This is a genomic window from Legionellales bacterium, from assembly GCA_026125385.1.
Lineage (GTDB): Bacteria > Pseudomonadota > Gammaproteobacteria > JAHCLG01 > JAHCLG01 > JAHCLG01.
In genome coordinates this window covers 1-22501 of sequence record JAHCLG010000035.1, presented here as the reverse complement: position 1 = coordinate 22501, position 22501 = coordinate 1, and the positions used below count along the sequence as shown (strand labels likewise).

Here is a 22501-nt window from a genome sequence, read left to right as displayed (position 1 = left end):
AGTGAAACCGCTGCAATCACTGTCACTGCTGTCAATGATGCGCCTTTGGCAGATAATGCATCTTTTACTATTAATGAAGATAATACGTATACTTTTAATTTAGCCGATTTTAATTACAGCGATATTGATGGTGATCCTTTTGCGAATATTCGGATAACGGCATTGCCAGCGGCGGGTACTTTATATTTAAATGGTGTATCCATTAGTTTAAATGCGGTGATTACTGCAGCAGAGATTAATGCAAATGAACTCGTTTATATACCAGCCGCCAATGCCAGTGGAAATAATTACGCGCAATTTAATTTTCAAGTCAGTGATGGTACAACCTATAGTAATGCTTACACCATTAATATTAACGTGACAGCAGTTAATGATGCGCCGGTCGTGAGCAATGCCATTGCTAATCAAAACATCACTGCCGGTGTTGAATCCAGTTTTCAATTTGCAAGCAATACGTTTTCTGATGTAGAAGGTGATAGTTTTACATATTCAGCCACGCGTGGCGATGATAATCCACTGGATAGTTTTATCAGCTTCAATGCAGGAACACGAACATTCTCGTTCGATCCTAATTTGTCGAGTGTTGGTAATTACAGCGTAAAAGTTATTGCAACGGATAGTCACGGTGCCGCCAATAGCACAACATTTAATTTTATTATCGCAAATCCCAGTGATGGCAATGACGGCACCGATGGCGCTAATCAGCTCGTGGGCACCAGTAATGCCGATACCATTTATGGGTTTGGCGAGAATGATACGGTTAATGGTGGTCTTGGTGACGATACTATTTATGGCGGGCAAGGCGATGATATTTTAATTGGCGGCTATGGCGGAGACACCATCAATGGTGGTGAAGGTAATGATATTATTTATGCGGATGATCAGTCCTTTGATCCCAAGTCAATAGCAGGCTCTGTATTGTGGCTAGATGCTTCAGACAGAAGTGTTGTTACACTCGATACCAATGGCAAAGTGATTACATGGGCAGATAAATCGACGCTCGGTGGTCAAGATGCTACTCAATCAAATGCTAGTTATCGTCCAGACTATATTAATGTTAATAATTTTAATGGTCGAAATGCAATTAGTTTTGACGGCGTCAATGATTATCTTGAAAAGGTAGGTGCACTTTTAAATACTCAAATTACTGCAGATTTTACTTTGTATTTAGTAGTTAACGAGACGGTAAATCAAACCGCAAATAACGTGGGATATTTTGCAACAGATAACCAGCCTGGCGAATATGGCTTCACAGCTTATCGCAGTAATCAAACGTGGGGTACTGGTTATAAGTTTATTACCAAAGGCACCAATGCTTGGACATCAGATTTTATTAATACTTCAAATACCATAGAAAATGATGCTTCTATTCTTAATATGACGCGTTTTAATAATGGTAGCAATATGGTGATCTATGAAGATGGATCATCAATTGGCACAGATACCGGATCTGGCAATATTCAATGGGGTTCTGGGACAAATACTTTTACTATTGGACGTAAAAGATGGGATACAAACAGTCACAATGACGTGGATATCGGAGAAATTATTCTTTACAACAATGATTTGAGCGCAGCAAATCGTGCTTTAGTAGATATGTACCTTTCTTACAAATATGGTATTAATGTTGGTGGGTTGGGAGCTTATGGCGTTGATCATCTCACTGGTAATAGTGGTGCGGACCAATTTATTTGGACAAATATGTCACATTCAGGCGTAGGTGATGGTAATCGTGACATTATTACAGATTTTAGTGGCAGTGGTGCTGACGGCGATACTATTAACATTGAAGGCGTTGCTAATAGTTTAGTGTTTAATTACGGTGATGGATTTATTGGAAACGGTTATGCAAGTTCTTATTATTATCAATCAGGATTAAATACGATTTTATCGATCGATTTTGGTGGTGATAAAACTGCCGATATGGAAATTCAATTAAGCAATACCAATATTAATTTAACGGATAGCGATGTTATTGTTGATACGCCAACCCAAAATGGCACCAGTGGTAATGATGTTTTAAATGGTACAGCGAGTGCTGATATTATTTATGGCCGAGCCGGTAACGATACGATAAATGGTAATGATGGTAATGATATTTTACAAGGACATGCTGGTGATGATGTTATCAGTGGCGGACGTGGCGATGATTTATTAATTGGAAATGACGGTAATGATATTTTGATAGGTGGATTTGGTGGCGATACGATTAATGGTGGTGCCGGCAACGATATTATTTATGCGGATAATCAACGTTTTTCAAATGCGCAAACAGGAATGAAATTATGGCTTGATGGTTCGGATATTAATGCCAATGGCACGGCCTTTACTAATAATACGTCGGTAACAACTTGGTATGATAAATCGGGCAATAATTATAATGCAACAGCAATAGGCACGGTGACCTATCAGGCGACGACTAATACGATTAATGGTCGTTCTGTTTTAACTATGAATGGTGATAATGTTCCGAAAGATTATTTGCAACTGGCCGCCACCACCGGCACCATGGGACTGACGAATAGTGATTACGAAGTTTATATTATTGCAAAAACCGCTGATTCCGATATTCAATTTTTAATTTCCAGTACGTCGCTTGAAGATTATGAAATTCATTTAAATGGGGGTATAGGCGCTCGTGCTATTTCAGATGATCATCCCTCTGAATACGCAGATATCGGCGCAAGTTTGGCGTATACCAATGGAAATGCGCATTTATTTTCTATGAAAGTTAATGCTAATCAAACTTATGTAGGCGTTAATGGTGTTTATGCAGGACCCACTGCAACATCGAATTCGGCGCGATCGGCAGAAAATGCGAATTTACGTTTAGGGATACGCGGGGATAATACTTATGATTTTGACGGACAAATGGCTGAGGTATTAATATTTCAAGGAACAATGACCAGTGCTAATCGAGCGATCGTAGAAGAATATCTCGCGTATAAATATAATGTAAATTTATCTGGGCAAAGTCTTGGCGTGGATCAATTAACCGGAGGTACTGGCAACGACACGTTTATTTGGACGAATGCATCTTATTCAAGTGCTACAACCTCCGATCAAATCACCGATTTTAAACTGAATGGTGATGCCGATAAAATTGAATTGCAATTTGACGAAACGCTTTATTTAAGAGGCGACACCGGTGCGTCAGCAACCTGGGGCACACAAGCCGGTCAAATGCTGTGGTTTGATAATGGCGGACAAGCTAAAATTCAAATTGATTGGGGTGGTGATGGCGTTGCTGATTTTGGAATTCAATTAAATAATATTGTAGATGCTTCCAATTTATCGAGTGCGGATTTTATTTTTCATAAAGTGGTCGGAACCAATAATGCCGATACACTCACCGGCGGTGCTCTTGATGATGTGTTAAATGGTGCCGGCGGAAATGATTTATTAAATGGTGGTGCTGGTGCTGATATTTTATTAGGTGGTGATGGCGATGATATTTTAATTTTAGATCTCAACGATTTAACGGCGGCTAGTAGGATCGATGGCGGTGCGGGCACCAATGATATTTTACGTTTTGATGGCAGCAATCAAACCTTAGATTTGCATGCCAATACCACCTATAACCCCATCATCAATATCGAACGCATTGATTTAGATCCAGGAAATAATACGCTTACTTTAGACGAGGCGGATGTTGCTGCCTTAAGCTCAACCCTGTATATCAACGGCAACGATGCCAATGATATCGTCAATGTGGCCAAAGCCGGTGTTACCGATTGGACCGATAATGGCACCACGCTCATTAATTCAATCACTTATCATCATTATTCCTTAGCCGGTACCAATTTATATGTTCAAGACGGAGTCACTATTCATCTCAATGTATAAAAATCAATAACATAGCCTGTCAAGAAAAACACCATTTTGAGCGGCTATATCTTGCATTTTGTCTATACTTACTATAGAAGCTATAGCCCTTTTTATTGAGTGGTGTCTACCTTATGCAAAAAACATTCATGGTGAATAATGAAACATTGATTTTTGACAAAAATAAAGAATTCAATGTTGCCGCAGGTAGTATGATTGTTCTACCCGAAGGGACGAGCGTGAATCATATTTTGCGTGTCGGCAATGATTTGATGATTAGGGTAAATAATGACTATTACGTAACGATTAAAGATGCTTTTATCACCCCTGAAATTAATATTACTATCCACCATGAAAAATATTCCACTCAACAATTAAACGAACTTTTAGATTTTAGTTTCACTGGAAAATTCAATTCAGAACAAATCAAAACCTTTCATGCGCTATCAGGAAGCGAAATCGATTTTTTTCAACCGATAAAAATAGATACTTCAGTAAATCGCTACGCCACTAATTTTGGTGATTTAATTTTATTGGATCAAACTCGAGGACAGGAAAGCCGAGTAACGATTAAGAATTACTTCACGCGATTACAAAGTTATTCCGACCAAAAAGAAGAGCAGGAATATTTTAATGATAAGTTTGCTGAAAAAATCAAAATTCAAGACGAAGAAATTCAAAGTGAAAAAAAACAAGAAATCTCAAGCTCATCAAATCAAAATGAACTATTAGTTGAAAAAGAAAATTTCACATTTAATCAAAACACAGCGGATAAAAAAGGACTCGTAGAAAGTGTGATAGTTAAAACTGAAGAGAAAGCTCAGGGGTTTGATAAATTAATCACATCGGAGAGTAGTCCACAAAAATCTATAACACATGCCGCAATCGATATCCAAACCATTTTAAACAATAGCTCAAAACCTCAACCAACAACAGCGGTGGATCCTTTTCAAGTTAATAATCTTACCTTATCGCAACATTCATTTGCTGAAAATTTAGCTGCAGGCACACGTGTTGCCAATTTAGGATTTAGTGGTACAGCAGGCAATGGGATAACCTATTCGTTAGTTAATGGAATAGGCGCTACTCATAATAATGATTTTACAATAGTGGGTAATGAATTAAGAACCAAAGTGGCATTTGATTATGAAACTTTAAATAATTTAAGTATTCGCGTAAAGTTAACCAATAGTAATGGTCAAAGTTATGAAAAAGCATTAGGGTTAAGTGTCACCAATGTGAATGAAGCGGCAACCTCGATTACTTTAGATCATAATCAAATTAATGAAAATAGCGCAATAGGCACAGTGGTTGGACGGTTTAGTAATAACGATCCGGATTCTGCCAATACCTTTTCTTATAGCTTAGTACACGGTGCAGGCTCCACTGATAATAACGCATTTCAAATTGTCGGTAATGAACTTAGAAGCCATAGTCCTTTAAATTATGAAGTAAAAAATAATTACAGTATTCGAGTTTTAGTAAGTGATGGATTAGGTGGAAATTATGAACAAATAATCACGGTGCACGTCAATGATGTAAATGAAGCAATGACTGATATAAATTTATCAGCCAATCATCTCAATGAGAATAATAATAGTGGAAATGTCATTGGAATTTTTTCTAATAATGATCCCGATACGTCTGATACGTTTGTTTATAGTTTAGTAGCAGGTGCGGGTGCTACCGATAATAGTGCATTTCAAATTGTCGGTAATCAATTACGTAGCAATCAGTCATTTAATTATGAAGCGAAAAATAGTTACAGTATTCGCGTGCAAGTGAATGATAATGATGGACATAGTTACCAAAAAATAATGACGATTCATATTAATGATGTGAATGAAGCCGCCACCGATCTTGCATTAAGTCATGATGCAATAGCTGAAAATGCCAGCATCGGAAGTACGATAGGAACATTTTCTAATAATGATCCGGATAGTGGGAATACCTTTGTTTATACGCTTGTAGCAGGCGCCGGTGGAGCCGATAATGCATCATTTTCTATTGTGAATAATCAGTTAGTGACAAATGCCAATTATGATTATGGTGTGAAAAATAGTTATAGTATTCGTGTTGAAGTGGATGATCAGCTTGGTGGAAAATATCAAGAAATTTTTACTATCCATATAACGGATGAGAATTCGGCACCAATACTCGATAATTCAGACGATTTAATTTTATCGACGATTAATGAAAATCAAACAACAAATACTGGAAATTTAATTTCTGAAATATTAAGTTCCGATGGTGGCGATCCCATTTCAGATGTCGATAGTGGTGCAGTAGAAGGTATTGCAATTTATAATTTAAATTCGAGTAATGGCACCTGGGAATATTCAACGGATAATGGATCGAACTGGAGTGCGGTGGGTGCGGTTGATGCCAATAACGCGTTATTATTACGCGCTACCGATAAAATCCGATTTATTCCAGACGGCGAAAATTCCGATACGGCGAGTGTTGATTTTTACGCATGGGATCAAACATCGGGTACGGCTGGAAATAAAGTTGATGTGACCACCCGCGGAACAACAACGGCATTTAGCACGGCGAGTGAAACAGCTAGTGTTACCGTCACCGCCGTGAATGACGCACCTGTGTTAGATAACAGTGGTGATTTAGTATTAACAACCATTACCGAAGATCAAACGACTAATAATGGTAATTTAATTTCTGACATACTGAGCTCCCATGATAGCGATCCGATCTCGGATGTGGATAGTGGCGCAGTAGAAGGCATTGCAATTTATAATTTAAATTCGGGTAATGGCACGTGGGAATATTCAACGGATAATGGATCGAACTGGAGTGCGGTGGGTGCCGTTGATGCTAATAACGCATTATTATTACGCGCTACCGATAAAATCCGATTTATCCCCGATGGTGAAAATTCCGATACCGCCAGTGTTGATTTTTACGCATGGGATCAAACTTCAGGTACGGCTGGAAATAAAGTCGATGTGACCACCCGTGGAACGACCACCGCATTTAGCACCGCGAGTGAAACTGCCGTAATTACAGTAACCGCAGTAAATGATGCTCCCGTTTTAAGTAATTTAACCAATACTACCTTCACAGAATCCACGAATGGTAGTACGACAATTGTTATTGATTCTGCAATTACCTTAGCCGATGTAGACAATGGTGATTATGATAACGCAACGTTGACAGTTGAATTAAACGCCTATGATGCCACAGAAATTTTAAATATTAATAATAGTGCCGCAGGGCTGGGTGCTGTGCAACGCGTAGGTAATGATATTCAATATCACGATGGGAATAATTGGATCACGATTGGAGCAGTTGGGATCGGTGCTTCGCAAACGGGAAATGCGGAAGCATTACAAATTACTTTTAATAGTAACGCAACAGTAGCAAGAGTGGAACGTGTGCTTGAACATGTAAGCTATACCAGCAGTGATTATAATCCACCGGCATCGCGCACGGTTTCTATTACCGTAACCGATGGTGATGGTGGAACCACGGGCGCGCAAAATTTAACAATTAATATTACGGCTGTTGCTAATAATTTAACCCTCACAGGTGGTAATGATAATTTTGTTACCGATGGTCAAGATGATATTTTTAATACCACGATTGCGAATTACGATAATGTTAACGATGTGATTAATGCCGGCAGTGGTGATGATGTATTAAATATTTCTGGTGGTGGCACGACTACATTAAATAATAATATTTCTAATTTAGAAAAAATAATTTTAAGTGATAATAATTATACTATTACTACCGGTACGATTACGGGTCTTGAAGAAATTGATGCTACAGGTTTAACAGGAACCAATGCATTAACCCTAAACGCAGGAAGTTATACCACGCGATTAGTGGTAGAAAGTGGAGATGGGATTGATACCATTACCACAGGAAGTGGTGATGATCTGATTAGTACGGGAGCGGGCGCGGATATTATTAATGCCGGCACTGGAAATGATTTAGTGATGAGTGGTGCTGGCAACGATATTATTTATGTTAATTTAAATGATTATACCAGTGATGATTTATTTGATGGTGGCGCTGATGATGATTTAATTTACTGGACAGGTGGTGGCACAAAAACATTAGAAAATAATTTAAATAATATTGAATGGATGTGGTTTGATAATAATAGCTACAACATTACTTTAAATGCAGGCAATACCAGTTTAAACACCGTGAATTTAGGAGTAAATGCCACAGCGGATAAAACCATGGTGATGGATGGTAGCGCGTTATCGCATAACATGTGGTATGCCGCAGGTTTGGCTAGCGATACCATTATTGGTGGAAGTGGCGATGATGTATTTGCAATGAGAGCGTCATCTTATTCTGCAATAGGTGATAGTTTTGATGGTGGATTAGGCACGGATATATTATATTTTGTCGGTAATGATAATACTTTAGTTTTTGGAAATAATTTTACGTCAATCGAAACGATTTGGTTATCAGATGCTGCTTACGATATTACTTTGCATGCCGGAAATACCAGTTTTATCACTATTTTAGGCGCTGAAAATAACTCCCTCACCTTAAATGCATCAGCCACGACGCACGATTTCACCGTGCAAAGTGGATTAGCTGCAGATTATATTATTCTAGGTTCAGGTAATCATACTCTTTATACTGGTGGTGGCAATGACCAATTAACCTTTGCCAATGCCAATTTTGATGCTAATGATATCATTGATGGTGGCGCAGGAACTGATCGAATTATTTTTGCTGATTCTGCAAATATTTCTGCTGCTGATAATGCCAATAAAACCAGCATCGAAGAAATTCAATTATTAGCCAGCAATAATCAACTGGTCTTTACCAATGCATTTGTAAGCGGCGCAGACAATGATGAACTTGAATTAATTTATGGTGCAAATACCATCACCAGTTTAGATACTTCCTTGGTCGATTCTCAACGCAATGTGATTTTAAATGGTACGGCTTTAGTTCAATTAGCCAATAATGCTGGCAATCGGGTGTTAGCAAAAGCTGGTGTTAATATCAATGTGGTGGGTGGAACTGGAGCAGATACGATTATCGGAAATTCCGGTGATGACATTATTACCGGTGGAGCGGGTACTGATTTTTTAACAGGTGGAAGTGGTGCTGATTTTTTGACGGGTGGAAGCGGTGCTGATCAATTTATTTATACCGATATTTCTCATTCCGGTGTGGGGCATGGCAATCGCGATATTATTAATGATTTTAATCAAGGTGAGGGCGATACGATTAATCTTGAAGCCATGGTCAATAATTTAGTTTTTAATTATGATGCGGGTTTTATCGGCAATGGTTACGCGAGCGCTTATTATTCTCAAGCAGGTGGAAATACATTTTTACACATTGATTCTACGGGTGATGGTAATGCAAATTCTGAAATTCAATTAACCGGCACCATTAATTTAACCGATGCTGATGTGATAGTTGATACACCAACGCAAAATGGTACGAGTGGAAATAACGCTTTAACAGGAACTGCCGGTGCCGATATTATTTATGGTCGTGCTGGAGACGATACCATTACTGGTGCAGATGGCAATGATATTTTACAAGGCCATGGCGGTGCGGATACTATCAACGGTGGTCGCGGAGATGATTTATTAATCGGTAATGATGGGAATGATATTTTAACTGGTGGTTATGGTGGTGATACCATTAACGGTGGTGCTGGTGATGATATTATTTACGCGGATAATGTAGCGTTTGATAAAAATTCAATTGCCAGTTTAAAACTTTGGCTCGATGCCGGCGATCTGTTTGGAAATGGTGCCTTATCATCCAATGGTGATGCGGTAAATAGTTGGGTCGATAAATCCAATAATGCTTTTACTTTTACCGCAGTCTCTGCGCCCACACTAATTAAAAATGTGTTAGCCAGTGGACGCAGTAGTGTTGAATTCACCTCCGATTATTTAATACTCGCGGATAATGGCACTTTTGATTTCACTAATAATTTTTCAATTTTTGCTAATGCTCATACGGATGATCTGGCGGCTTTTCAACGTATTTTTGCAAAAGGTGCTGCAGGAACGGGATATGGTGCGGGTAATGGTAATGGTAAATATTTATTAACAAGTTGGGGCAAAGTTGATTATGCATCCACAGGTGGTTTTACAGAGGGCGTTGATCAGTCGGTAGGATGGGTGATGGATAATGCTTATGACGTCGCTTTTTATGGAAATGGAGCTTATGTCAATACTTCTTATTTTAATTCAGGTCCTAATTTAAATGATCTGGATGTAACCATTGGTGGCATGTCAACAGGTGCTAGCCTGTGGAGGGGAAATATTAGCCAAATATTGGTATTTAACACCGCACTAACAGCCGCTCAAAGTGCCATCGTCAGTGAATATTTAGCTTATCAAAATGGGGTTGCATTAGCCACTATGGCATTTGGGGTTGATAAACTCACGGGTGGCAGTGGCGCTGATCAATTTTTTTGGACTAATGCCTCGCACTCAGGAGTAGGAAATGGTAATCGCGATATTATTACCGATTTTAGTGGCAGTGGCGGTGAAGGCGATAAAATTAATATTGAAGGTGTGGTGAATGGATTAGTGTTTAATTATGACGATGGATTTATTAGTAATGGTTATGCAAGTTCTTATTATTCACACTCTGGCGGTAATACGATTTTACACATCGATTTTGGTGGTGATGGCGTTGCTGATATGGAAATTCAATTAACCGGAACTATTAATTTAACCGATGCCGATGTAATTGTTGATACGCCAACACAAAATGGCACCAGTGGTAATGATACGCTAACCGGCACTGGCAATGCCGATATTCTTTATGGTCGTGATGGTGATGATACCCTGCATGGTTTAGCGGGTAATGATATTTTACAAGGACATGGCGGCAACGATACGATTTATGGCGGAGATGGTAATGATTTAATTTTAGGAAATGATGGCAATGATAATTTATTGGGTGATCGTGGCAATGATATTATTTTTGGGGGTGATGGTAACGATATTATAGTTGGTGGTTATGGCGGTGATACTATCAATGGTGGTGATGGTGATGATATTATTTATGCTGACAATGTTGCGTTTACCAGTAGTTCAATATCAGGATTAATTTTATGGTTAGACGCTGGTAATCTCAGTACGAGTCAGTTTGCATTTGCCAATGGCGAGTCCATTTCGAGCTGGCAAGATGGTTCAGTTAATAACTTTTTAGCTTATGATGCAAGTGCAGGAACTACCACGGATCAACCTATTTATAATAATAATTGGTCTAATGGACGATCTGCTATCAGTTTCGGTGGAAATAATTTTTTACAAATTGACTATAATGCTGCTTTTAATTTAACTAATAATATCACCGCAATTACCGTTGCAGACACCAACAATTTAAACGCTGGATATTATGAAATTCTATCCACCGATGGCCAAGTGCCCGGCAAAGGTTTTGCATTTGGTAGATTTGATGACACTGGTTTATTCACCAATTTTTGGGTGAAAGATTATACCACTGCTGATCCTTATTGGGATAATAATGTGGCGCAATTGAGCACTTATAGTTTAGATGCCAATTATGATGTCAGCTTTTATAAAAATGGAGAATATGTTTCAACAACCTTACATAATGCTCCGGGAAATGGTTCTACTAGTGGCCCGATATTTGTGGGTGGTCTCAGCGGAAATGCATGCTTCTGGGAAGGCGATATGGGTGATGTGATATTGTTTAACAGAACATTAACACCAAGTGAACAAGCTATTCTTGATGAATATTTATCATTGAAATATGGCATTCCGTTACCTGGTTTTAACTTTGATATTAATGTTGTCGACACGTTAACGGGTGGCAGTGGCGCTGATCAATTTATTTGGACTAACGCCTCGCATTCAGGAGTAGGAAATGGTTATCGCGATATTATTACTGATTTTAGTGGCAGTGGCGGCGAAGGCGATAAAATTAATATTGAAGGTGTGGTGAATGGATTAGTGTTTAATTATGACGATGGATTTATTAGTAATGGTTATGCAAGTTCTTATTATTCACACTCTGGCGGCAATACGATTTTACACATCGATTTTGGTGGCGATGGCATTGCTGATATGGAAATTCAATTAACCGGAACTATTAATTTAACCGATGCCGATGTAATTGTTGATACGCCCACACAAAATGGCACCAGTGGTAATGATACGCTAACTGGCACTGTCAATGCCGATATTCTTTATGGTCGTGATGGTGATGATACCCTGCATGGTTTAGCGGGTAATGATATTTTACAAGGACATGGCGGCAACGATACGATTTATGGCGGAGATGGTAATGATTTAATTTTAGGAAATGATGGCAATGATTATCTTTACGGTGGCTATGGTAATGATGTCATTCATGGCGGCGATGGTACTGATATAGTATACGGTGAACACGGTAATGATGTGCTGTATGGTGGCGATGGCACGGATAGTTTAGTCGGTGGTTTCGGTAGTGATACTCTCAATGGCGGCGCCGGCAATGATATGATTTATGCGGATAGCAATATCTATTTTGATCAATCAGCGCTTGCCAATATGGTTTTATGGTTAAATGCGTCCAATTATGCTGGCAATAACACGCACGCAAATCAAGGTGATTTTATTAATACCTGGACTGATTTATCGGGCAGTGGTGCGCATGCAACCACCATTAATCAATCCACTTATAATTTAACCAGCAATACGATTAACGGCCGTGCAACCATTAATTTTGATGGTTCCGATTTTTATACGTTAGCAAAAACTTCGACAGAACTCGGATTAATAAATTCCGATTATGAAATGTTTTTTATCGCGAAAACTTCATCCACCAACATTCAATTTTTAGTAGCAAGCTCAGTTAGCGAGCAATATGAAGGACATATTAATGGAGATGCGGGATATCGCACCATATCTGATACTGGAAGATATGGCGATGTCGGTGGTAATTCGCAATATGATGATGGTTCTCCGTATTTATTTGCATCTCGCGTGCAAGCAGACATGGGCTATGCTCGAGTGAATGGTGTGGATGGCGCGCCTACAGCCACGGGTGCGCAGAGTGAAGACGATGCTTATTTTTATTTAGGTCAGCGTTCTGGAAATCAATACATGTTTTCAGGCCAAATAGCGGAAGTTATTTTTATTAATACTTCCTCGATTGCACAACGCGGATTAATTGAAGAATATTTATCGTATAAATATGGAATTAGCATGAATGGTGTGCCGTTAGGTGTGGATACCTTAACCGGAGGAGCCGGCAACGATACTTTTGTGTGGACCAACATGTCTCATTCCGATGCCACCAACTCCGATCGCATTACTGATTTCAAAGTCAATGGTGATGCCGATAAAATCGAATTGCAATTAGATGATACGATCTATTTAATTGGCGATACCGGCACCAATGCTGTATGGGGCGCACAAGCCGGACAACTATTATGGTTTGATAATGGCGGACAAGCTAAAATCCAAATTGATTGGGGTGGTGATGGCGCGGCTGATTTTGGCATTCAATTAAATAATATTGCAGATGCTAGCACAATAACCTCTGCCGATTTTATTTTTCATAAAGTGGTAGGGAGTAATGCCAGTGAAATATTAAATGGCGGTGCCTTGAATGATAACATTATAGGCGGAGGCGGTAATGATACCATTAACGGGGGCGCTGGAAATGATTATCTCGATGGCGGCGCGGGTGTGGATGTTATTCTTGGTGGTGACGGTGATGATATCATCATTCTAGATTTAAATGATTTAACGGCTGCTGGTGTTATCGATGGTGGCGCAGGAAATGATATTTTACGTTTCGATGGCAGTGGGCAAACCCTCGATCTGCACGCCAATACCACGTTTAATCCGATCATTAATATCGAGCGCATTGATTTAGATCCCGGCAATAATACGATTACTTTAGACGAGGTCGATGTTGCCGCCTTAAGTTCAACGCTTTATATTGACGGCAATGATGCCAATGATATTGTGAATGTGGCCAAAGCTGGCGTTACGGATTGGACGGATAATGGCACTACGGTTATTAATACCATCACCTATCATCACTATTCGCTTGCCGGTACTAATTTATATGTTCAAGATGGGGTAACGATTAACTTAAATGTTTAAGCTATCGTTCACTGAGTTCTTAACTAAACCTTGTGAGTGGGATTTCTGTTAACACAGGGTTCCTCGCAACCTTTTAGAACTGTGCTATGCTATTTATATCAGCGACTTATTTTACTGATGGACTTCGTCTATGGCGGATAAAGGAAGATCATGAGCAGTACCGAGAAAAGCGACTCCGTTTTTTATCGCAATAAAGAATGGAAACAAGAAAAACGTCCTGTTGATCCTTTATTGGATTGCTTGATGTTGATTTGTCGTTTGAATGGCCAAGATTTCGCGCGGGATTCCCTAGTGGCCGGTCTATCATTGAGTGATCATTGTCTCGATTTAATTGTATTTCCTAAAGCGGCAATGCGTGCCGGTTATCAATCGCGAGTCGTGAGAAAACCGTTATCAAAAATTTCTTCCTTACTATTACCGGCCATTTTTGTTTTAAAAAACAGTGGCGCCTGTGTAGTGACCAAAAAAACAGCCGATGGTAATTATGATGTTTTATTTCCAGAATCAGGTGGCGGCATTAGCCAGCTCAGTGAAGCCGAATTAGCCGAAGCCTATACCGGTCATGCGATTTTTTTAAAACAAGTGTATAATTTCGAAAAGCGCGCGGATGAATTACATATTATTCCTGAAGGATCATGGTTTTGGAAAACCATTTTTTTATTTAAGAAAAACTATTTTCAAGTCATGTTAGCGGCTTTATTTATTAATTTGCTGACTATTGCTGGTACTTTATATGTGATGAATGTTTACGATCGCGTGGTGCCCAATGAAGCCACCACCACATTATGGGTGCTCACTATTGGTGTAGTCGTCATTTTTATTTTTGATTTAATTTTAAGAACCTTGCGTGCTCATTTACTAGATGTTACCGGTAAGCAAACGGATGTATTATTAGCCAGTCATGTTTTTCAACAAGTATTAAATTTGCGCTTGGAAAATAAACCCGAATCGATCGGCACATTCAGTGGCTATTTAACCTCCTATGAATCCTTACGCGATTTTTTTACTTCCGCAACCATTGCTACGCTTGTCGATATTCCTTTTATTTTATTATTTATTTTAATTATTTGGTATATCGGTGGCGTTATTGCGGTGATCCCAATCATTGCTGCCTGTTTGATTATTTTAGTCAGTGTATTGTGTGAAGTGCCTGCGCGCTTAGCGGTGCGTAAAGGCGCTACTGCGTATAATCAAAAACAAGCCATTTTAATTGAAACCGTGGGGCAATTAGAAACCATTAAAACTCAAGGAGCCGAAGGAAAAACCCAAAAACGTTGGGAGCAAGCCGTAGCATTACTCTCCAAAGCCAATTTGGAATCACGATTTTTTTCAGGACTGGCGTTGCATATCTCAACGTATATCTTACAAATGGTCACAGTCTTAGTGATTTTAGTTGGGGTATATCAAATTTTTGCGGGCAATTTATCGTTAGGTGGCTTAATCGCCTGTAGCATTCTTTGTGGGCGAGGGCTTGCACCACTCACCCAAATCGCAGTATTAATCACGCGTTATCAACAATCAAAATTAAGTTTTAAAGCGCTCGATTATATTATGAAATTGCCCGTTGAGCGCGATAAACGTAAACATTTTATTCATCATCGTGAATTTTTTGGAAAAATCGAATGTCGTAATATTGATTTTCAATATCATATTAATAAAATTGCGACATTGAATAATATTAATTTAATTATTCAACCCGGTGAGCATGTGGGCATCATCGGACGAGTCGGATCGGGGAAATCCACTTTATTAAAAATATTAGCGGGTCTTTATTTACCCATCAATGGAGAATTACTCTACGACGATGTGGATGCGCATCAAATTGATCCTACCGAGCTTCGCAAAAATTATGGCTATGTACCACAAGACAGTCCATTATTGTATGGAACCGTAAGTGAAAATATTGCTACTCCAGCACCCTGGGTAAGTCATAAACGCATTCTTGAAGTAGCACAAATGACTGGCGTTGCTGATTTTATTTCCCAACACCCAGAAGGCTATGATTTACTGGTGAATGAACAAGGTGCTGGTATTTCAGGTGGTCAGCGCCAAACAATTGCAATCGCTAGAGCCTTAGTGCACGATCCTAAAATTATTTTTATGGATGAACCCACCAGCAATTTAGATACGCGCACGGAACAAGATTTTATCAAAAAAATGGATACCGTTTTACGCGATAAAACGTTTGTGATTGTTACGCATAAAAAGAATTTATTAAAACTGGTTAATAGAGTTCTAGTGGTCGATCGTGGTCGGATTATTATCGATGGGCCGCGAGATAAAGTATTTGAAGTACTCGAAAAAAATGCTAATAGCGATAATGGAGGATCTGCCGATGAAATCAATCCTCGCTAAAAGCATAGCTTTTTTCAAAAATGCAATCCAAGCAGTGGGTGATTTTTTTAAAGAAAAAAAATTATCCCTATCTCAATCCTCAGCAGATGCTAACGTGACTATGAAAGAAGAGTTTTCATTAAAAGCCATTCGCGATAAAAAAAGCAAACTTGAACCTTTAGAATATGATTATATTTCAGATTATAAAAAAGCGTTGCTGGATTTAAGAGTACCATTTACCAGTTCCTTAATTTATATTATTTCTGCGTTTTTAGTGATATTAATTATTTGGGCCTACTTTGCCGTGGTGGCCGAAGTGACCCACAGCCCAGGAAAAGTCATTCCACCTTCAAAAATTAAAATTATTCAAAGTTTAGATGGTGGTATTCTCAAAGAACTGTATGTTCACGAAGGGCAAATAGTTAAAAAAGGCGAAATTCTCTTACAAATTGATGATACCCAATTTAATTCTTTATATCGCGAAGAATACAGTAAATATTTGCATGTTCTTGCGAGCGTGGCGCGATTAACTGCAGAAATTAAACAACAATCCACAATTCAATTTCCACAGGAATTGGAAAATTATCCCAAAATTACTCAGCTTGAACGAGATTTATTCGAAGAGCGCATGAAAAATTTTCAAGAAAGCGTGCAAATGTTACAAAAAAGCCATGATCTGGTTAAACAAGAATTAGCTTTAACCAAACCCTTAGTGGAGCAGGGTGCGGCATCGCAAATAGAGTTACTGCGTTTAGAGCATCAAGTGAATGAGCTATCTGGAAAAATTGAAGAGCGCAAAGCCAATTTTTATGAATCCTCGAAAAAAGAATTAACTGTTTTCAATGCGGAATTAAAACGTTTAACGGAAGTGATAAAATCCCGTGAAGATAAGTTGCAACGCACAACCATTGTGTCTCCCGTCGATGGCGTCATCCAAGCCATTCATATTATGACTCGCGGCGGTGTTATTACGCCTGGGATGAATATTATGGAAATTGTTCCCCAAGAGCCGTATTTAATTATTGAAGCCAAAGTTGCACCAGCCGATATTGGTTTTCTGCGCGTGGGACAAGAAGCCAAAGTAAAATTCACGGCCTATGATTATGCGATATTTGGTGGTTTAGATGCTAAAGTTACTTATATTAGTGCCGATACCTTTACCGATGATAAAGGTGGTGTATTTTATAAAGTAGAAGTTAAAACCGATCAAAACTATTTAGATCATCACGGCAAACACTTGGGAATTAAAGTCGGCATGCAAACTAGTGTGGATATTGTTACCGGCCATAAATCGATCCTCACTTATCTCTTAAAACCTATCTTGCGTGCAAAAGAAAATGCCTTAGTCGAACGTTAATGATTAGGGTTTCATTATCGTGAGTTGACCCCTATAACCTATTGTAAAATAAATATTTTTTAAAATAACGTCCGAAATCGGTAAATTGAGATGGGTTAATAGGTTGGAAATTTCAATGGCTTACGTTTAGAATTCTTCGATTCATTGGTTTGATAGTGCGAGCACTATATGCAAGATTAATTTAGTATGGTATATTTTGTGCACAATATGAGTTTGCGATTAAAAATTATATGCGCACAGAATTTATTATTGATATTCCTGTCTATCCAAATGATGACGTCCACTCGTTCACGCGCCGACAAAGTATGGGTAAATGCCAGTTTTTCCAAATTTCAGACCAATTTTACAACTTTATTACGAACAATTTACCCAAATTTGGTATTTCACAAGTTCCATTTTCTGATGATTATTTTAGAGAACTTATCAAGAATGCTTACGATTCCTATGCCCTACGTGGTCTGAATTACGGAGAGTTTCTACAGATTAAAGTTGTCATCAGTAAAAAGGATAATTCAGACGAGATTGTTATCAAAGTAAAAGATAATGGTAAGGGATTCAGTACGCAATCACAACAGCGTTACTTTAACCGAGATCAAATACTAAAAGATAAAAAACCACGAGATGCTTTGGGAGGAGGTGGATTCGGGCTTAATAATTTTTTATGGGAAGTTCGAAAAAAGGGTGGCATTGTCCAATTTAAAAATAGAAAAGATAAAGGAGCTGCTGTTTATATAAAATTAACACAAGCTAGCCTTAGTTCTCCAGATCAACTTGTTGAACCCATAATACCGGAAGAAATGCGCAGCAAAATAGAGTTTGATCAGAAAGTTGATAACAGTGATACAAATAATAATCAAACAACTTCTCCAGATCAGCTTGTTGAATCCATACACAAAAAATTCTTAATACCGGAAGAAATGCGCAGTAAAATAGAGTTTGATCAGAAATTTAATCACAGTGATACAAATAATAATCAAATAACAGCTGCTAATGCTTCGTCATCTCAACAAACTAAGGCGGGTGTTAATAGTAATCCTCAATTTAATAATAGCAGTTATGTAATAACAATACGATTAGCAATAGGAACTGTTGGTCAGGACAGTGTTAAAGTGGGTGAGGAATTGCAACAGCAATTAGGCAAATTTAGCAAAGCGAATGTTAATAATAATAGTGAAAATTATTATAAATTTCTTGCTGAAGCCGAAACCAGTCAATTAATTATTAGTTTTAAAAATAATGCAAATTTTGGAGGTCCTTTTTGTATTCGGGTATTAAAAAATTTTTTACTGTCACACCCAAATATAAATACTGTTGAGTTAGTTTTTCCAACAACACTACTAAAGGATACCTGTTTATCAGGTCAAGATCTTGCTATATTGCCATATTTAAAGCATCGAGTTGTTGAGATCAGACTTACTCAGAAAGAACTCAGTAAAACAACGATACTGAAACCACAAAGCAGAGATGATTCTGCTATTGATTCTTCAACGAAACGATCTAAAACAAAAGAAGACCCAAAAACGCTAGACGATTCAGATTTGCCACGTACTAGAATTTTTCTACCAGAGCACAATTGGCAATTGAAGTTGCCAGTTACCACAAGTTCAGTCGAGTTCGATACAAAAAAAGAAAACGAGCTTGGTGGGCAGGTGATTAATTTAAGGAATGTTCATAACTTTATAGGAACTCAAGAAGAAAATTTATTATTATAGGCGTGTTTATTTTATCCATTCTCAGAGTTTGATCATGTTAGTTGGGCAAGTAAAAAAGATTTTAACAATTTGCCACATCAGTATGCGCAACCTAACTCACCTTTATTTTTTTCAAGGACAAGAGACAATTGCTTAAATTCACAAGAAAGAAGGCTAAATTTTTTTTCTAATAGCCAGCAACAAGAAACGAATTATAGCTGTGGTCCTGCAGCCGTGAGAATGGTGTTAGGATATTTTAAAAAATGTTTTCCTAATGCTGATATTCAAGAGGTCATTGGCACCAAGCATAACTGTCGAACTGAAAGTAGTCTACGCGCTATGTTGAAAACGACAGAACAAGATGGCACCGATCATGTTGTTATGACGGAAGCTCTCAAAAAAATAGGATATTCAGTAGTTTGTGGAAAAAACCGTAATCCAGAAAACACAGAAGCTATTTTTAAAATAATGCAAGAACTAATTTCCCAAGGAATTCCAGTCATTATCAATAATATTTACTATGAGCCAAATGGTGAGAGGGTTGGGCATTTTGTTGTGCTAACAGGGATTGATAATGACAAACAAGAGATGATTATTGCTGATCCGGCTGCACGATTTAACTCAGCAATTAATTTCCGATATATGAGTAAAAATGCCCTTTTTGAAACCTGGGAAAATGGATCAGGTATTCACAAACAATTATTTATTGTGATTTTTCCCAATCAAGAGCAATGTAATCATTTTCGAACTCAAATGCAAAATATTGCTGAAGAAATTGGTGACCCTGCTGCATCAGCCACGCCAAAAAATACCCCGAGTCATACTTGATCAGAGCTGTGCTAGCTTATACTACGAATGTAGTAAATGAATAATTTTTTATGGGAAATCCGATTGTCTTGAGTATACTCCTTCGTTTTATTAATTGACCAGAGCACTTAGCAGTTAATGTTTTTGAGTGGAGAGTAACATCTCCAATGCTAATTAGTTTATAATCTAAACTATTTGACATATAAATAATAAAGCTGATAAACTAAACTCATGAATAAAAAACACCCGGTAGCCAAAGTTAATCTTGAGCGATTTTTTGCAATCAATGAACAGTTGCGGGAAGTGACTGCGCATTCAGAAACACAATTCTTTGCTCAATTTGCCGATATCAGTGTGCTACAGGTGCAAATTATCTTAAGCATTCACTTCCATCACCCTTGCAAAATGACTCAAATTGCTCAAAGTGCGAATTTAACCTTGGGAAGTGTTACCCAAATCATCGATAAACTAGAAGAGATGCAATATGTGAAACGTTTACGTTCCACAGAAGATAGGCGAGTTATTTTTGTCGAGTTAACGACAAAAGGACGAGAAGTCGTAGCTGCTCATCAACGCCATGTCAAGAAAGTGAGTAAAGAAATTTTACAAAAATTTAATAAAGATGAGCAGGCGCAATTGTTAAATTTTTTTCATCGTATGGTAGAATAATTTGTAAAATAATATGAAAAACACAGCAACACTCTGGCAACAACCAGAATATCTAAAATTTTATACTTCATTTTTTCTTGGCAACATTGGAGATTGGTTCGATTTTTTTGCGTTGCAAATTATTTTTGCTCATACTTTTAATGCCACGGCAAATCAGCTTGCTTTTATGTTGTGCGCCTATCTTTTTCCAATGATGTTTTTGGCACCACTAGCTGGCAGTGTGGCGGATCGCTTTAATAAAAAATGGTTACTTTTTTTTACTGATTTATTGTCAGGGTTTTTTACGCTGGCATTAATGTTGGCATCACAAATGTATTTGGCACTCATCATCATCTGTGTCCGCTCGTGTATTATTGCGTTTAATTCACCTGCGCAACAAGTCATGAGCAAAATGTTACCTCCTGATGAATTACAACTCAAAGCCTCCGCCCTCGAAAAAATATCGTTTCAATTATGTCGCATTATTGGCCCAATGTTGGGCGCAGTGCTCGTTGCCATTAGTAGCCCTGAGGCCTGCTTAGCTATTAATGCAGTAAGTTTTTTTATATCATCCGCTATTTTATTTTGGTTAAAACCACTATCAAATTCAATTCATTCAGAACAATCTCTTGAAAATGTTAATCAGGAAATTGGAGAGAAAAATTTCAAATTAACATGGCGTTTGATTAAGAAAAGCCAACTCTTAAGCTATTTTTTACCTCTGACGTTAATAGGGTTTTTAGTAGTGATGATGGTGGAATTACAATTAGTGATTCTATTACGTGAAATTATTCCCTCACGTCCTAACTTATTAGGTTATGTGATAGGTTGCAGTGCGATTGGCTCAGTATTATCAGGATTGTGGCTAAGTCGAAAGCAAGTGGTGACACAATTCGGTGGGTATACGGTGCTGTGTTATTTGTGTGTTGCCCTGGGTTATAGTGTTATGGGCGTGTACCGAACACAATGGCCCATTGAATTATTTTTAGTTGCTTCACTTTTATCTGGCATAGGATTAGGGATTATTTTTGTGTTACAAGCTTATGCCATCAAAAAAGAAATCCCCAGTGATGCTATGGGGCGATTTTTCGGCATTCTCTCTTTTTTACAAGGTATCATTTATGGCGCAGGTGTGGCGTTTGGTGGTAGTTTAATTACCGCCGTAGGAGCTCGCGATGCTTTTCTCGGCGTCGGAATAATGTGTTTAGTGCTAGCAGTGATTGCCATGGGATTGTCGAGCAAATTATATTCCACTGCTAATAATTAATTTTATTCACCTTAATCGATAAAGGTAGAAGAAGCAAGATTAAAGCGTTTAGCTAAAGCTCGGATTTGTCGTAGATTCAAGGAACGTTTACCGTTTAATATTTCAGATACGACACCTTGTGAACCTATTTCAGGTAAATCTGCCTGCGTAAGATGATGTGTTGTCATTAAGAATTTCAAAGCATCAACGCCTTTGGCGTTAGACTGTTCATCAATAAAATGCTCTTGCTCGTATTCTGCTATGAAGTGGCTAAAAATATCTACCAGCCCGATTAATTCATGTTTCTCATTATTGCCCACAATGTCTAACAATTCGTCAAGCGTTGAAATTAATTTTTGATATTGCTTATTATTATGAGGTACCGCAACGACTGGCGCTATATAAGCCCAATGTTTAATTACTTTTGATAAATCTTGATTCATGTTTACTACCTCACTGTTTCCACTTGGCTTTATCGTATTCATGATGAGTTAATACTTCTCTG

The 22501-nt window shown here is 38.2% G+C and carries 9 protein-coding genes; 8 read left to right on the top strand and 1 reads right to left on the bottom strand.

Annotation, left to right across the window (positions count from 1 at the left end):
• The 8 genes from KIT27_10900 to KIT27_10865 form a co-directional block, all read left to right on the top strand.
• A partial coding sequence (locus KIT27_10900; GenBank protein MCW5590152.1) for a putative Ig domain-containing protein occupies window positions 1-3846 on the top strand: 3846 nt, incomplete at its 5' end.
• Window positions 3847-3959: 113 nt separating this feature from the next.
• Window positions 3960-13913: a cadherin domain-containing protein gene (locus KIT27_10895; protein ID MCW5590151.1), complete on the top strand. Its 9954-nt coding sequence runs from the start codon at window positions 3960-3962 to the stop codon at window positions 13911-13913.
• Window positions 13914-14063: 150 nt separating this feature from the next.
• Window positions 14064-16268, top strand: a complete 2205-nt coding sequence (locus KIT27_10890) for a type I secretion system permease/ATPase (protein ID MCW5590150.1) — start codon at window positions 14064-14066, stop codon at window positions 16266-16268.
• Complete coding sequence (locus KIT27_10885; protein ID MCW5590149.1) at window positions 16249-17604, top strand: HlyD family type I secretion periplasmic adaptor subunit; 1356 nt, start codon at window positions 16249-16251, stop codon at window positions 17602-17604. Before KIT27_10890 ends, KIT27_10885 begins: the two co-directional genes overlap by 20 nt.
• A gap of 305 nt (window positions 17605-17909) precedes the next feature.
• Window positions 17910-19316: an ATP-binding protein gene (locus tag KIT27_10880; GenBank protein MCW5590148.1), complete on the top strand. Its 1407-nt coding sequence runs from the start codon at window positions 17910-17912 to the stop codon at window positions 19314-19316.
• Window positions 19317-19529: 213 nt separating this feature from the next.
• Complete coding sequence (locus tag KIT27_10875) at window positions 19530-20123, top strand: C39 family peptidase (protein MCW5590147.1); 594 nt, start codon at window positions 19530-19532, stop codon at window positions 20121-20123.
• A 210-nt stretch (window positions 20124-20333) separates the two neighbouring features.
• Window positions 20334-20771 carry a MarR family transcriptional regulator gene (locus tag KIT27_10870; protein MCW5590146.1) on the top strand — a complete coding sequence of 146 codons (438 nt, stop codon included), beginning with the start codon at window positions 20334-20336 and terminating at the stop codon, window positions 20769-20771.
• A 13-nt stretch (window positions 20772-20784) separates the two neighbouring features.
• Window positions 20785-22017: an MFS transporter gene (locus tag KIT27_10865; GenBank protein ID MCW5590145.1), complete on the top strand. Its 1233-nt coding sequence runs from the start codon at window positions 20785-20787 to the stop codon at window positions 22015-22017.
• A gap of 11 nt (window positions 22018-22028) precedes the next feature.
• Here KIT27_10865 and KIT27_10860 read toward each other — a convergent pair whose 3' ends face one another.
• The gene (locus tag KIT27_10860; GenBank protein MCW5590144.1) at window positions 22029-22439 is read right to left on the bottom strand and encodes a transcriptional regulator; all 411 of its coding nucleotides are present in this window, start codon (window positions 22437-22439) and stop codon (window positions 22029-22031) included.
• Window positions 22440-22501: the final 62 nt, after the last annotated feature.